The organism is Vibrio sp. JZG10, assembly GCF_054064075.1.
Genome location: NZ_JBSUGE010000008.1, coordinates 225,826 through 240,106 on the forward strand (window position 1 = coordinate 225,826; position 14,281 = coordinate 240,106).

A 14,281-nucleotide genomic window follows, 5' to 3' on the forward strand; every position below is an offset into this window, starting at 1 on the left:
AAATCGGCTCAAAAAAACGAGCATGTTATTAAACATGCTCGTTTGTAATTGTGTATCGTGGGTTGAGCAATTTACAAGCTGTTTGGATCACCCAATGCTAACGCCACTTTCGACATCGGCCGTTTACCTAAGGCTCGGCAAATTTGCCAACCTGCTTGGTTGATTATTTTAAGATCAATGCCTGTTTCAATCCCAAGTTGCTCACAAAGATAAAGCACATCTTCCGTTGCAACATTGCCACTGGCACCTTTCGCGTAAGGGCAGCCGCCCAAACCAGCAACCGCACTATCAATGGTGTTGATGCCCATTAACAAGGCTTGGTAAATATTGGCCAAAGCTTGTCCATAGGTGTCATGAAAATGTACCGCGAGCGCGTCTTTTGGCAGTTGCGTTAACAGCGAATCCAGCATGGCGATAACGCGATTAGGCGTTGCTTTACCGACAGTATCGCCCAGAGATATTTCATAGCATCCCATATCAAACAGCGCATTCGCTACCGCTGTGGTTTGCTCTGGTTTTATTTCTCCCTCGTAGGGACAAACCATAGTGCAAGACAAGTACCCGCGCACAGGTATGGTGTGTTGGTTCGCCAGTTCGATAACGGGTTCAAAACGGGCTAGGCTTTCCGCAATACTGCAGTTGATGTTTTTCTGGCTGAACGCTTCTGAAGCGGAGCCAAATATCGCAATTTGTTTTACGCCACTTTCCAGCGCACGTTCTAACCCTGCTAGGTTGGGAGTAAGCGCGCTGTAAACAACATCTGGTTGCTGTGTGATACCCGCAAACACCTGAGCAGAGTCGGCCATTTGTGGCACCCATTTAGGTGAGACGAAAGAACCCGCTTCAATATGTTTTAAACCACTGTTGCTTAGCTGATTGATAAAACGGATTTTATCGACCAGCGTCACTGCCGTTTCATTTTGTAAGCCATCGCGAGCACCGACTTCGACGATATTAACCTTCGCTGGTAGCATATTCGCGCTCCTTATCGGCACAACCACTTTCTGGCGTAGAAGCCAAATGCAGCAGGATGGAACCGTGCTGTACTTGGTCTCCATGTTGATAAAACACTTCATCAATGGTCGCTGCCACCGGAGAGGTAATGGTGTATTCCATCTTCATCGCTTCGAGCACTAACATCGGATCGCCAGCCGCTACTTTGTCTCCCTTATTCACCATGACCGCCGAGATAACGCCGTTCAGTGGTGCGGTTGGACTAAGTTCGTCGTCTTTGCCTTTTGGTGATTCAAAACTTGGTTGATGAGCGAACGTACGTTGCTGACCAAGATAAAACAGCGTTGTCTTTTGTTCGTCGCTAACTGCATTAAAGGTGTGACGCTCATTATCAATATCGACGATAAACGGGTTGCCACTTTCAAGCAGGATGACCTGATGCAACTCCTCGCCGCATCGGATAGTGAAGTGAGAACCTGTATCCTGCGATGATTGTTGCAAACGTACATGATGGTTGGCATTGGTATCCGTGAAGTTAAATCGATAGACGTTGTCAACTGACAACCTAAAACCTTGTGCGGTTGGGGCGGGTAACGTTGAGCTGCCTGATTTTGAAATGAGATCATTCCAGCGAGCAACGGCAGCCAACGTTAGCCAGATAGAGTCCGACACATTTTGTTGCGCGCTGATGCCTTGCTGATGTGTGACGAGGAAACCTGTATCGAGCTCAATCTCGGCAAAGGCTGGCTGCGAAATAATACTGTGCAGATAACCAATGTTTGTCGTTACTCCACGTACGTGATATTGAGTTAACGCCTGCTTAAGCTGCTTTAGCGCGATATCACGAGTTTGCCCCCAGACGATCATTTTGCTGATCATTGGATCGTAGTATTCGCTAATGGTATTGCCCTGGGTAACACCGCTATCAACGCGCACGCACGCTAAGCGGACATTACTGTCTGATACGGGTTCTTTTAAATAATCAATGCGGCCAGTCGACGGCATAAAGTCGTTGTCGGCATCTTCGGCGTAAATTCGCAGCTCGATTGAATGGCCGTTATGAGTGATTTCGGATTGCGAGATCGGTAAACACTCACCAGCTGCGATTTTGAATTGCCATTCAACCAAATCAACGCCAGTGATCAACTCGGTGACAGGGTGTTCAACTTGCAGACGGGTATTCATCTCCATAAAGTAGAACTCACCGCGGCTATCGAGCAAGAATTCAACCGTGCCAGCGCCAACATAGTCGATCGCTTGAGCGGCCTGAACCGCGGCTTTACCCATTTGTTTACGCAGTTCATCACTAAGACCGGGAGCAGGCGCTTCTTCGACTACTTTTTGGTGACGACGCTGAATGGAACAGTCGCGGTCAGACAGGTAAACACAGTTGCCATGTTGGTCAGCAAATACCTGAACTTCAACGTGGCGAGGCTGCAATATGCATTTTTCGATTAGAAGCTGCTTATCGCCAAAGCTTGAAAGCGCTTCACGCTGCGCACCGTCGATGGCCAAGGGCATTTCGGCTGCGCTATTGACCACTCGCATGCCTTTACCGCCGCCACCTTGTGTTGCTTTAAGCATCACTGGGTAACCGATTTTTTCCGCTTCCGCTAATAAGTGCTCAACGCTGTTGTCTGTACCGTGATAACCCGGAACCAAAGGCACGTTCGCCTCTGACATAATGGCCTTGGCTTGCGACTTCGAACCCATTGCCTCAATTGCGCTGGTAGGTGGGCCAATAAATACAATGCCATTTTCGCTGCACGCTTTGGCTAGTTTTGGGTTCTCGGAGAGAAAACCATACCCAGGGTGGATAGCATCAGCTTGCCATTTTTTCGCAGCACCGATAATCGCATCGATATCAAGATAAGACTCACTCGCCGGAGCAGGGCCGATAAATTCAGCGAAATCTGCTTGTTTAACATGTAAGCTGCTGCGATCCGCTTCGGAATAGACGGCAACTGTCTCGATGGCCATGCTTTTTGCGGTTTTAATGATTCGGCAAGCAATTTCACCGCGGTTTGCGATCAGTATTCTTTTAAACATGATTCCTCCAATTGGCGGCGCGCTTTTCAAAAAATGCAGCTAGTCCTTCTTGTCCTTCGCTGGACACGCGGGCGGTTGCTATGGCTTGGCTAGTGTATTCAATTAATGAGTGATCGATAGGTTGGTTATCACAACGTAAACAAAGTGCTTTTGCTGCCTGCATGGCTTGTGGACCGTTGTTAAGCAGGTGACCAATGATACGGTTGACGGCTTCTCTTGGCTGAGAGTTGATCTGATGAAGAATGTTCATCGAAAGCGCAGTCTCGGCATCAATCAGTTCGGCGGTTAAAAAGTAGCGTCGGCTTTGTCGTTGTCCAATCGCTCGGATTACGTAAGGTCCGATGGTAGCGGGTAATAAACCGAGCTTTACTTCACTCAAACAGAAGCGGCTTTCAGGTGTACCAATAGCGATATCGCAGCAGCAGATAAGCCCAAGTGCGCCGCCAAATGCAGCGCCATGCACCATAGCAATAGTCGGTTTGCTAAAGGTATCCAGCGTATGCAAAAGTTTTGCTAGTTGCTGTGCATCTTGCAGGTTTTCACTCTCGTTTTTGGTGGCCATTGACTGCATCCAGCCAAGATCCGCACCCGCAGAAAAGTGTTTTCCCTGTGCACTTAACACCAGTGCACGGAGAGAATCGTCCTTTTCGAGCTGTTCTAGTGTCTCAATTAGTGATGTAATCAATGCGTCATTAAACGCGTTGTGTTTTTCTGGCCGATTCAGGCTCAACCAGGCAACGCCATTGCTGTCTTTTTCAAGCAGTAGTCCGGTCATGTGACTTCCTTTGTCTGATATTCCAATACTCGCTAATCAGCACTTTATTCATCATTGATGGATAGCGAGGAGTTAGGCTTTGCTTTGTATCCGACTACATACGGAAGATGCCAAATTTACTGTCTGGTATTGGCGCATTAAGCGCAGCAGACAGAGCAATGCCGATAACATCACGGGTTTTCGCAGGGTCAATAATGCCGTCGTCCCACAGGCGTGCACTGGCGTAGTATGCATGGCTTTGAGTCTGATATTGCTCCGCAATTGGACGTTTGAACGCTTCTTCTTCCTCCGCGCTCCAGCTTTCGCCTTTGCGCGTTTTGATATCGCGGGTCACTTGCGCCATCACGCCAGCCGCTTGCTCTCCACCCATTACGGAAATACGTGCGTTTGGCCACATCCACATCATGGTTGGATCATAAGCGCGGCCACACATGCCGTAGTTTCCTGCGCCATACGATCCACCAATAACCACGGTAAACTTCGGCACGTCTGCACACGCAACAGCAGTTACCATTTTCGCACCATGTTTGGCGATGCCTTCGGCTTCGTACTTCTGACCGACCATAAAGCCCGTGATGTTCTGCAAGAAGAGCAGAGGAATTTTGCGTTGTGCGCACAGCTCAATAAAATGCGCGCCTTTTTGTGCTGATTCCGAAAATAGAATGCCGTTGTTAGCGACAATGCCAATCGGCATACCGTGAATATGGGCAAAGCCACAGACCAAGGTTTCGCCGAACAAGGCTTTAAATTCATCGAACTGGGAATCATCAACAATTCGGGCAATGACCTCTTTAACATCAAACGGCTTTTTAAGATCGGTTCCGACGATGCCGTACAGCTCTTTGGCAGGAAAACGTGGTTCCTGTGGTGCTTTTTGCTTGAGTTGAACGGGTTTCAAGTGGTTGATTTGTGAAACCGCTTGTCTTGCCAACTCTAACGCGTGGTGATCATTTTCTGCGTAATAGTCCGCCACACCAGAGGTACGGCAGTGAACGTCTGCGCCACCAAGATCTTCCGCGCTGACTTCTTCACCTGTCGCTGCTTTTACAAGAGGTGGACCTGCCAAGAAAATCGTGCCTTGTTCTTTGACTATGATGGAAACATCACACATCGCAGGAACATAAGCGCCGCCAGCGGTACATAGCCCCATGACCACCGCAATTTGTGGAATGCCTTTGGCCGACATACGGGCTTGGTTGTAGAAAATACGGCCAAAATGGTCTTTATCTGGGAATACCTCATCTTGGCGGGGTAGGTTAGCGCCGCCAGAGTCGACTAAGTAAACACACGGCAGTTGGCATTTTTCTGCAATTTCCTGTGCGCGTAAGTGTTTTTTCACCGTAAGTGGGTAGTAACTGCCGCCTTTTACCGTCACGTCGTTGGCGACGATCATGCACTCGGTGCCGTCAATCACACCCACACCCGCGACCACACCAGCACATGGAACGTAATCAGGATACACATCCCAGCCAGCAAACTGACCAATTTCTAGAAAGGACGAACCAGGGTCGAGTAGGGCAAGAATGCGCTCACGTACCGGAAGTTTGCCTTTCTTCTGTTGATGTTCTCTAGCTTTCTCACCGCCACCATCTTCTATTTGGGCAGTCACGGTATAAAGTTGATCTACAAGCGACGCCATAGAGCGGTAGTTTTCCTGATACTGCTCTGAATGGGTATTAATTTTGGTCGTCAAACAAGCCATAAATAGCCGATCTCCATTCGGTAGACGGGTGACACCACCCGTCTTTATCTATGTTGAATAAGATTTAGGTTGAATAAGGAAGTTATTTAGAGTCAGAGCGCCTAGGTATGATGATTAGGCGCTTTCGTTAAACAATTCGCGACCAATAAGCATGCGGCGAATTTCTGAAGTGCCCGCACCAATTTCATACAGCTTGGCATCACGCAACAAACGACCAGTATCAAACTCGTTGATGTAGCCGTTACCGCCAAGTAGTTGAATCGCATCCAGTGCCATCTTGGTTGCCAGCTCTGCGCTGTAGAGGATCGCGCCAGCAGAATCTTTACGGGTGGTTTCACCGCGATCACAAGCGGCAGCGACGGCGTAAACATACGCTTTAGCGGCATTCATTTGTGTGTACATATCCGCAATTTTTGCTTGAACTAGCTGGAATTCACCGATGGATTTACCGAACTGTTTACGGTCGTGAATGTAAGGCACAACGATATCCATACACGCCTGCATGATGCCAAGTGGGCCGCCGGCAAGCACCACACGTTCGTAGTCGAGGCCGCTCATCAATACTTTCACGCCTTGGTTTTCTTCGCCGAGAATATTGTCCGCAGGGACTTCGCAGTTTTGGAAGACCAGCTCACACGTATTCGAGCCGCGCATGCCCAACTTGTCGAGTTTTTGTGCTTGAGTAAATCCAGGGAATCCGCGTTCTACGATAAAGGCCGTGATGCCTTTGGAGTGCTGGCTTGGGTCGGTTTTGGCGTAGACAACATAGGTGTGCGCATCTGGGCCGTTGGTGATCCACATTTTGTTGCCGTTTAGCAGGAATATATCGCCTTTACGTTCCGCTTTAAGCTGCATAGAGACCACATCTGAGCCTGCACCGGGTTCACTCATGGCAAGGGCACCGATATGTTCACCGGAGATGAGTTTTGGTAGGTATTTTTCTTTTTGTGCTTGTGTGCCGTTGCGGTGGATTTGGTTGACACAAAGATTGGAGTGAGCGCCGTAACTTAACGCAACCGAAGCGGATGCTCGACTGATTTCTTCCATAGCGATAACGTGGGCGAGATAACCCATGTTCGCACCACCAAACTCTTCGCTGGTGGTCACACCTAAAAGACCCATGTCACCCAGTTTGGACCAAAGATGGTTTGGAAAGTCGTTAGATTGGTCGATAGATTGCGCTAGCGGCGCAATTTCTCTTGCAGCAAAACTATTGATTTGCCCGCGAAGCAAATCGGTATTTTCGTCATAAACAAAGTTCAGGGAAGAGTAGGTAGATTTCATTGCGTGTCCTTGCCTTTACGTCACCTACATCCCAGAGCTGAGGTGTTAGGTGACTTTTTCGCCTTTCATGGATCTCAGTGTGTTTTGGCATCGCAACTGCGCAGCATTTAACTCCATCATTACCGCTTGAATGTCGTTTGCTTGCTGTTGCAATGCTGCCTTCTTCTCTTCGATCAACCGAATCATATAGTTCAACTGCTCAGTACTTTGATCGGTATCGTAGAGTTCAAATAACTCTTTGATATCTGCAAGAGAAAAGCCCAATCGCTTACCTCGCAAAATCAGTTTTAGTCGAATTCGATCGCGACCATTGTAGATTCGTGTGTTGCCTTTACGTTCCGGAGTTAGGAGACCTAAATCTTCGTAGAAGCGAATACTTCGGGTAGTAATGTCGAACTCTTTCGCGAGCTCGCTGATCTTAAATGTGTTCATTCCTTAACCTTACGACTTTCGTATAACATTCATACGAATATACAATTCGTTAACGTTAAAGTAAATAAACAACATCCACTCTTGAGCCTTGATATCACTCGTATTTACTCGAAATAAAATAGTCACTCGAACAAACAATAACCTCAAACTTGACGTTAACGTAAATGTTAGTATAGTTATGACGTAAACGTCAACAAAAGGTTAATGGAATGAAAAATGAAACATGGATTGTTGCCGCCAAGCGAACGCCTATCGGCTCTTTTCAAGGTGCATTAGCTTCAACAGATGTCACGGAACTCGGTGCGAAAGCCATCCAAGGTGCACTAGCCGAAAGCCAACTCGATGTGCAAAAAATAGACGAAGTGTTGATGGGATGCGTTTTACCTGCTGGCGTGGGGCAAGCGCCAGCAAGACAAGCAAGTCTTAAAGCAGAAATGCCACAATCGATCGGTTGTACGACACTGAACAAAGTCTGTGGTTCGGGTATGAAAACCGTCATGCTGGCACATGATCTTATTCAATCTGGTAACGCGCGCGCGGTTATCGCTGGCGGTATGGAAAACATGTCCTCTTCTCCTTATCTACTTAAGAAAGCGCGTGATGGTTTCCGCTTAGGCCATGAGCAAGTGCTTGATCATATGTTTTATGACGGTTTGCAGGATGCCTACCAAGGCGAATTGATGGGTGTCTTTGCCGAACAAACCGCGCAAAAGTATCAGTTCAGCCGTGAAAGTATGGATATCTGGGCGCAGCAGTCGGTGACTCGTGCGCAGCAAGCGATTGAGCAAGGTTTGTTCAAAGAAGAGATCGTGCCTGTTAACGTAAAAAGTCGACGCGACGAAACCTTGGTGGTAGACGATGAGCAACCGAGCAAACTCGACGTCAATAAAATTCCCACCTTACGACCTGCGTTTACCAAAGATGGCGGCGTAACGGCAGCAAATTCCAGTTCTATTTCTGATGGTGCATCGGCAATGGTATTGGTTGATAGTGAATTTGGCCGTCAGGAAAACCTTCAACCTCTAGCCAAAATTGTCGCGTACAGCACGCATGCAAGACAGCCTGATGAGTTCACCATCGCACCCGTATTCGCGATTGAAACGCTGCTGGAAAAAACGGGCTGGGACAAATCAGACGTGGACCTTTGGGAAATCAATGAAGCCTTTGCCCTTGTCGCTCAATACGCGGTGAAAGCACTCGAATTGGACGAGAGCAAAGTGAACCCTCGCGGCGGCGCTTGTGCGTTGGGGCATCCAATTGGTGCGAGTGGTAACCGAATCCTCGTGACTTTGATTCACGCTCTTAAACAAACAGGCGGTAAACGTGGCGTTGCATCGCTTTGTATTGGTGGCGGCGAGGCTACCGCAATCGCGATTGAAATCTGCTAATTCATTCTCAAAAAAGTTTCACTTACATAACAGTAGTCAGTGAAACGCTGAAAAATACAAGGATGTCATCATGACAGAACAAGTAAAGCAGTATATCGGTGGTGAATTTGCCATCTCCGACTCAAAACAATGGCTAGATGTAACTAACCCGGCAACCAACGAAGTGATTGCGCAAGTACCTTGTGCCACGGAATCAGAAATGAATGCGGCGATCGCTAGCGCAACAGAGGCGTTTAAGCGTTGGAAAGAAGTTGCAGCGCCGGAGCGTGCGAGATTGATGCTGCGTTACCAACACCTGCTAAAAGAGCAACACGATGAGTTGGCGATATTGCTTTCAAGTGAGACAGGCAAAACTCTAGCGGATGCAAAAGGTGATGTTTGGCGCGGGATTGAAGTGGTAGAACAAGCGGCGAACATTTGTAGCTCAATGATGGGCGAAACGGTGGAAAACGTCGCGACCAATATTGATGGTTACTCTTACATTCAACCGCTCGGTGTTTGTGCTGGCATCACACCGTTTAACTTCCCTGCGATGATTCCATTGTGGATGTTCCCAATGGCGATCGCTTGTGGCAACACCTTTATTTTGAAACCGTCAGAGCAAGTGCCATTAACGGCAATGAAACTGGCGGAGCTGTTTGAACAGGCAGGCGCACCAAAAGGCGTGTTGCAAATTGTCCACGGCACCAAAGAGCAAGTCGACCGTATTCTGACTGATCCAGTCGTTCGTGCGATCTCTTTTGTCGGCTCAGTGCCAGTTGGTGAGTACATCTACAAAACGGGTACGGACAACCTAAAGCGCGTGCAGTCATTTGCGGGTGCGAAGAACCACATGGTCATCATGCCAGATGCAAACAAGCAGCAAGTCATCAATAACCTAGTTGGCGCGTCAGTCGGTGCCGCAGGCCAACGCTGTATGGCGATTTCGGTGGCGGTATTTGTCGGCGAAACCAAAGAATGGATTCCAGAGCTTAAAGAGGCGTTAGCTCAGGTTCAACCTGGCGCGTGGGATGATAAAACCGCCGGTTATGGTCCGCTGATTAGCCCTCAAGCGAAGAAGCGAGTGGTGAATCTGATTAATGAAGGCAAAGCGTCAGGCGCGAATTGTGTTCTGGATGGGACAGATTGCGAAGTATCTGGCTTCCCGAACGGTAACTGGGTCGGTCCAACACTGTTTACCAATGTGACGACAGACATGTCGATTTATCAGGAAGAGATTTTCGGGCCTGTACTGTTAACTATGGAAGTGGATGACCTAGATGAAGCTATTGAACTGATCAATGCAAACCGCTTTGGTAATGGTACGTCTATTTTCACGGCGAACGGCGCTGCCGCGAGAAAGTATCAGCACAATATCGAAGTGGGTAACGTAGGTATTAACGTGCCGATTCCAGTGCCATTGCCGTTCTTCTCATTTACGGGGTGGAAAGGCAGCTTCTACGGCGACCTGCATGCTTACGGTAAACAAGCGGTTCGCTTCTACACCGAGACGAAAACTGTCACTGCGCGTTGGTTTGAAGATGACATTCCAAGCGGTCCAAACATGACCATTCAATTGAGCTAGTCACAGAAGTAGCTATACCTCTAGCCAAGCCTTTCAAACCTTTAGATGGCTTGGCTTCAAGTGCAACGAATTAGACCTTAGGACTTCAAGATGGATTTTGAATTAAACGAAGATCAACTCGCGTTTGCCGAAGTAGCAAAGCAGTTTGCAGACCAAATGTTAGCGCCGCACGCGGCCGAGTGGGATGAAAACCATCATTTCCCTAAAGATGTACTGCGTCAAGCAGGTGAACTTGGCTTTTTGAGCATCTATACGCCGCCAGAGCATGGTGGTTTGGGATTGTCTCGTTTGGATGCGGCGATCATTTTCGAGCAGTTGGCTATGGGTTGCACCGCGACGACGGCGTTCATGACCATTCACAACATGGCGACGTGGATGATCACCAGCTTTGCCAAAGCGGAAGTGGCGCAGCAATTTAGCGCGGATTTAATTTCGGGTGAAAAGCTCGCTTCCTACTGTTTAACCGAGCCCAATGCAGGCTCTGACGCCGCTTCACTGACGACCAGTGCAGTGCGTGACGGCGATGAGTTTGTCCTCAATGGCGCAAAAGTGTTTATCTCTGGCGCGGGTGATACAGATGTTCTCGTCGTGATGGCGCGTTCGTGCGGCGAAGGAGCGGGAGGCGTTTCTGCGTTCGTCGTTCCTGCTGATTGCGAAGGCATTAGCTACGGTAAGAAAGAAGCCAAAATGGGTTGGAACTGCCAACCAACGCGCATGATCACCTTCGAAAATGTCCGCGTTCCGGCTGACTATCTGTTGGGTGAAGAGGGAGAAGGCTTTAAGTTCGCCATGCTTGGCCTTGATGGTGGTCGAATAAATATCGCTACTTGTTCCGTCGGTACTGCGCAACAAGCACTGAACGAAGCCAAGCAATACATGAACGAACGCAAACAGTTCGGCCGTTCACTGGCGCAATTTCAAGCGTTGCAGTTCAAGCTTGCTGATATGGCGACTGAGCTGGTCGCTGCGCGTCAAATGGTGCGACTCGCTGCCGCTAAACTCGATGCCCAGCACGCAGAAAAAAGTGCGTACTGTGCCATGGCAAAACGCTTTGCTACTGATGTGGGCTTTAAAGTCTGCGATCAGGCGCTGCAAATTCACGGTGGCTATGGCTACATCAAAGAATATCCAGTCGAGCGCCATTTCCGAGACGTTCGTGTTCACCAAATCCTTGAAGGTGCCAACGAAATCATGCGTCTGATCGTCGCAAGACGATTACTAACGGAAGGCGTTGAGCTGCTTTAGTCAGCGAGACACAGCCTTACCTAAAGAAATTAAAAAGGACTGAAAGATTATGACGGCACAAATCAAATTAGAGCGCGAAGCGCATATTGCCAAGCTCACGATTAGTAATCCGCCAGCGAACACTTGGACGCTTGAATCCCTAAATCAGCTCAAAGAGTTGGCGATTGAACTCAGCAATGATCGCTCTATTTATGCGTTGGTTTTAACAGGCGAAGGCGAGAAGTTCTTCTCTGCTGGAGCAGATCTTAATAACTTTGCATCGGGTGATAAATCACAAGCAGCAGACATGGCGTTCGCATTTGGTGAAGCGTTTGAAGCGCTTTCTGCATTCGATGGGGTTTCTATCGCAGCGATTAATGGCTATGCGATGGGCGGCGGTCTGGAAGTGGCGATGGCGTGTGACATTCGTATCGCAGAAGAACAAGTACAAATGGCACTTCCTGAAGCATCGGTAGGTTTGTTGCCGTGTGCGGGAGGGACACAAAACCTGACCGCGTTGGTAGGTGAAGGTTGGGCGAAGCGTATGATTCTATGTGGCGAACGAGTGACGGCCGAGCGAGCGGAAAAAATTGGTTTAGTCGAAGAGGTGGTGGCGAAAGGTCAAGCACTCGAAGCGGCTATGGAGCTAGCACAGCGTGTTGCGGGCCAATCACCGAAATCCATTTCTGCGTGCAAAACGCTCATTCAAGGTCGACGCAGCCAAACTCACGCGGCTGGATTGGTTTCAGAGCGTGAACTGTTTTTACAGCTGTTCAATACACAAGATCAGACTGAGGGTGTGAATGCGTTCTTGCAAAAGCGCAAGCCACAATGGACAAACAGCTAGCGGAGGCCAAATGACAGGTACAGTAAATGTTTCAAAGCTTAAGTGCGCTGATGGATCTGTTATTGGTGTGCTGGAGCTTGATAATCCAGTAGCTCTCAACGCGTTGAGTTACGTGATGATTGAGAAGTTGTACAAACAGCTTAATGAATGGCAAACGGACGACAGCGTCGTCGCGGTATTCTTGCATGCTCAAGGTGAAAAAGCGTTTTGTGCTGGTGGTGATATTCAAGCGATCTACCGTGCACTTGAAAACAAAGAGCAAGACTTTGATTCTGCGTTTTCAGCGATGGAAACCTTCTTTGACCTCGAATATCGCTGTGATCATCTTATTCACACTTATCCAAAACCGATCATCGCGTGGGGGCATGGTTATCTGATGGGCGGCGGTGTGGGCTTATTTATGGGCGCCAGCCATCGCGTTGCAGAAACGACCACACGCTTTGCGATGCCAGAGATCAAGATCGGCCTTTACCCAGACGTAGGCGCGACCTATTTCCTAAATCAGTTACCAAAACATTTGGCACTTTTCTTAAGTTTGACGGCTTGCCAAATTAACGCGACAGACATGAAAGCGTTGGGATTAAGCCAATGGATTGCAAAGCCAGAAAGCAAACAAGCACTGTTGGATCTGCTTGCATCGGTAAGTTGGAAAGGTGAAGCGAACATCAACGAAAAAATCGCCACTGTGCTGCGTTCGGTACAAGTGGGCGAGCCAAGCGAAGGGATGTTGATGCCATATGCGGGATTGATTGAGCAGCTTTGTTCGGGTGATTTAGATTCGATTGTTCGCGCAATCAGCAGTGCCGACGTTGATGATAAGTGGTTCATCAATGCGCAAAAAGCATTGAATTATGGCAGTCCGTTATCGCTCAATATCACTTATCAGCAGCTAACGCAGTATCAAAACCTCTCTTTGAAAGCGTGTTTTGATATGGAATTTAATCTGACGTTACGTTGCGGCTTAGAAGGTGATTTTAGGGAAGGGGTTCGTGCGCTGATTATCGATAAAACCAATCAACCGACTTGGCAACATCGCACGGTTTCTGACGTAACGCCACAAGTTTTGGAACGCTTCTTCGCGCCAATTGATTCAGCAGAATACCCACTGACCGCATCCTCGGTTGCCACTGTGGCACTTTAGACAAGGAAGAAATACGACATGGATAAAATTGCATTTATTGGCCTTGGCAACATGGGCGCGCCTATGGCTAAGAACCTACTCACAGCGGGCTTGAACGTCGAAGTGTTTGATTTGAATCCAAACGCTGTGGCAGAACTTACCGCACTTGGTGCGTTGAGTGCAGATTCGGTAAAACAAGCCGTTCAAGGTGCGAGCGTGGTGGTCACCATGCTACCTGCTAGCCAACACGTTCAAAGTGTTTATCTTGGTCAAGACGGGATCTTAGATAGCGTAGATTCTGGAACGCTGCTAATCGACTCTTCGACCATCGATCCAGCGACCGCTCGTTTGGTTGGCGAAAAGGCGCTGCAGCTTGGCATCAGCTTTGTTGATGCACCGGTATCTGGTGGCGTTGCGGGCGCAGCGGCAGGTACGTTGACTTTCATTGTTGGCGGCTCACAAGAGAACTTTGTTCAAGCCAAGGTGGTGCTTAGCCACATGGGCAAAAACATTTTTCATGCAGGTGATGCCGGAGCCGGTCAGGTGGCGAAGATCTGCAATAACATGATGTTGGGCATTTTGATGAGCGGCACTTGTGAAGCACTCAATTTAGGCATGGAAAACGGACTCGATCCCAAAGTGCTGTCTGACATCATGCTGCAAAGTTCAGGCCGTAACTGGGCGCTAGAGCTTTACAACCCGTGCCCAGGTGTGATGGAAAACACGCCTGCAAGCAATGGTTATCAGGGCGGCTTTATGAGTCAGTTAATGGCGAAAGATCTCGGTCTTGCGATGGAAGCGGCGGTTGCCAGTCAAACATCAACACCAATGGGCAGCTTGGCTCGTAACCTGTTTAATTTTCACAACGGTCAGGGCAACGGACAAAAAGATTTTTCAAGCTTGTTTGAGTTCTACCAAAAGCAAAATCAGGCCTAAGGAGTG

At 48.6% G+C, this 14,281-nt stretch carries 12 protein-coding genes; 6 read left to right on the plus strand and 6 right to left on the minus strand.

What is annotated here, in order from left to right; translation table 11 throughout:
• Positions 1-71 precede the first annotated feature (71 nt).
• From ACWYVB_RS11545 to ACWYVB_RS11570, 6 genes are all read right to left on the minus strand, one after another.
• Positions 72-974, minus strand: coding sequence for a hydroxymethylglutaryl-CoA lyase (locus tag ACWYVB_RS11545; protein ID WP_457529004.1), 903 nt, complete (start codon positions 972-974; stop codon positions 72-74).
• Positions 955-3,003, minus strand: a complete 2,049-nt coding sequence (locus tag ACWYVB_RS11550) for an acetyl/propionyl/methylcrotonyl-CoA carboxylase subunit alpha (protein ID WP_457529006.1) — start codon at positions 3,001-3,003, stop codon at positions 955-957. The genes ACWYVB_RS11545 and ACWYVB_RS11550 overlap by 20 nt, the downstream gene beginning before the upstream one ends.
• On the minus strand, positions 2,996-3,778 hold the full coding sequence (locus ACWYVB_RS11555; RefSeq protein WP_317410426.1) for an enoyl-CoA hydratase-related protein: 783 nt from the start codon (positions 3,776-3,778) through the stop codon (positions 2,996-2,998). The genes ACWYVB_RS11550 and ACWYVB_RS11555 overlap by 8 nt, the downstream gene beginning before the upstream one ends.
• 94 nt (positions 3,779-3,872) lie before the next feature.
• Positions 3,873-5,480, minus strand: a complete 1,608-nt coding sequence (locus ACWYVB_RS11560; protein ID WP_317410428.1) for a carboxyl transferase domain-containing protein — start codon at positions 5,478-5,480, stop codon at positions 3,873-3,875.
• A 114-nt stretch (positions 5,481-5,594) separates the two neighbouring features.
• Positions 5,595-6,764, minus strand: coding sequence for an isovaleryl-CoA dehydrogenase (locus tag ACWYVB_RS11565; RefSeq protein ID WP_317410429.1), 1,170 nt, complete (start codon positions 6,762-6,764; stop codon positions 5,595-5,597).
• Between the two features lie 45 nt (positions 6,765-6,809).
• A complete protein-coding gene (locus ACWYVB_RS11570; protein WP_005373242.1) occupies positions 6,810-7,196 on the minus strand; it encodes a MerR family transcriptional regulator in 387 nt (128 codons plus the stop codon).
• A gap of 209 nt (positions 7,197-7,405) precedes the next feature.
• On the opposite strand from ACWYVB_RS11570, the gene ACWYVB_RS11575 reads away from it, so the two are divergent.
• The 6 genes from ACWYVB_RS11575 to mmsB all read left to right on the plus strand — a co-directional run bounded on the left by ACWYVB_RS11575 (position 7,406) and on the right by mmsB (position 14,275).
• Positions 7,406-8,584 carry a thiolase family protein gene (locus tag ACWYVB_RS11575; protein WP_317410431.1) on the plus strand — a complete coding sequence of 393 codons (1,179 nt, stop codon included), beginning with the start codon at positions 7,406-7,408 and terminating at the stop codon, positions 8,582-8,584.
• A 70-nt stretch (positions 8,585-8,654) separates the two neighbouring features.
• Positions 8,655-10,148 carry a CoA-acylating methylmalonate-semialdehyde dehydrogenase gene (locus ACWYVB_RS11580; protein WP_317410432.1) on the plus strand — a complete coding sequence of 498 codons (1,494 nt, stop codon included), beginning with the start codon at positions 8,655-8,657 and terminating at the stop codon, positions 10,146-10,148.
• Positions 10,149-10,238: 90 nt separating this feature from the next.
• On the plus strand, positions 10,239-11,393 hold the full coding sequence (locus ACWYVB_RS11585; protein ID WP_457529010.1) for an acyl-CoA dehydrogenase family protein: 1,155 nt from the start codon (positions 10,239-10,241) through the stop codon (positions 11,391-11,393).
• 49 nt (positions 11,394-11,442) lie between these two features.
• On the plus strand, positions 11,443-12,219 hold the full coding sequence (locus tag ACWYVB_RS11590; RefSeq protein ID WP_317410435.1) for an enoyl-CoA hydratase: 777 nt from the start codon (positions 11,443-11,445) through the stop codon (positions 12,217-12,219).
• A 10-nt stretch (positions 12,220-12,229) separates the two neighbouring features.
• Complete coding sequence (locus ACWYVB_RS11595) at positions 12,230-13,360, plus strand: enoyl-CoA hydratase/isomerase family protein (protein ID WP_317410436.1); 1,131 nt, start codon at positions 12,230-12,232, stop codon at positions 13,358-13,360.
• A gap of 18 nt (positions 13,361-13,378) precedes the next feature.
• A complete protein-coding gene (mmsB, locus tag ACWYVB_RS11600; RefSeq protein WP_317410438.1) occupies positions 13,379-14,275 on the plus strand; it encodes a 3-hydroxyisobutyrate dehydrogenase in 897 nt (298 codons plus the stop codon).
• Positions 14,276-14,281 lie beyond the last annotated feature (6 nt).

What these genes read in the sequence shown, in the direction of transcription:
- ACWYVB_RS11545 (WP_457529004.1), bottom strand. Translation starts at nt 974, where the DNA reads ATGCTACCAGCGAAGGTTAATATCGTCGAAGTCGGTGCTCGCGATGGC.
- ACWYVB_RS11550 (WP_457529006.1), bottom strand. Translation starts at nt 3,003, where the DNA reads ATGTTTAAAAGAATACTGATCGCAAACCGCGGTGAAATTGCTTGCCGA.
- ACWYVB_RS11555 (WP_317410426.1), bottom strand. Translation starts at nt 3,778, where the DNA reads ATGACCGGACTACTGCTTGAAAAAGACAGCAATGGCGTTGCCTGGTTG.
- ACWYVB_RS11560 (WP_317410428.1), bottom strand. Translation starts at nt 5,480, where the DNA reads ATGGCTTGTTTGACGACCAAAATTAATACCCATTCAGAGCAGTATCAG.
- ACWYVB_RS11565 (WP_317410429.1), bottom strand. Translation starts at nt 6,764, where the DNA reads ATGAAATCTACCTACTCTTCCCTGAACTTTGTTTATGACGAAAATACC.
- ACWYVB_RS11570 (WP_005373242.1), bottom strand. Translation starts at nt 7,196, where the DNA reads ATGAACACATTTAAGATCAGCGAGCTCGCGAAAGAGTTCGACATTACT.
- ACWYVB_RS11575 (WP_317410431.1), top strand. Translation starts at nt 7,406, where the DNA reads ATGAAAAATGAAACATGGATTGTTGCCGCCAAGCGAACGCCTATCGGC.
- ACWYVB_RS11580 (WP_317410432.1), top strand. Translation starts at nt 8,655, where the DNA reads ATGACAGAACAAGTAAAGCAGTATATCGGTGGTGAATTTGCCATCTCC.
- ACWYVB_RS11585 (WP_457529010.1), top strand. Translation starts at nt 10,239, where the DNA reads ATGGATTTTGAATTAAACGAAGATCAACTCGCGTTTGCCGAAGTAGCA.
- ACWYVB_RS11590 (WP_317410435.1), top strand. Translation starts at nt 11,443, where the DNA reads ATGACGGCACAAATCAAATTAGAGCGCGAAGCGCATATTGCCAAGCTC.
- ACWYVB_RS11595 (WP_317410436.1), top strand. Translation starts at nt 12,230, where the DNA reads ATGACAGGTACAGTAAATGTTTCAAAGCTTAAGTGCGCTGATGGATCT.
- mmsB (WP_317410438.1), top strand. Translation starts at nt 13,379, where the DNA reads ATGGATAAAATTGCATTTATTGGCCTTGGCAACATGGGCGCGCCTATG.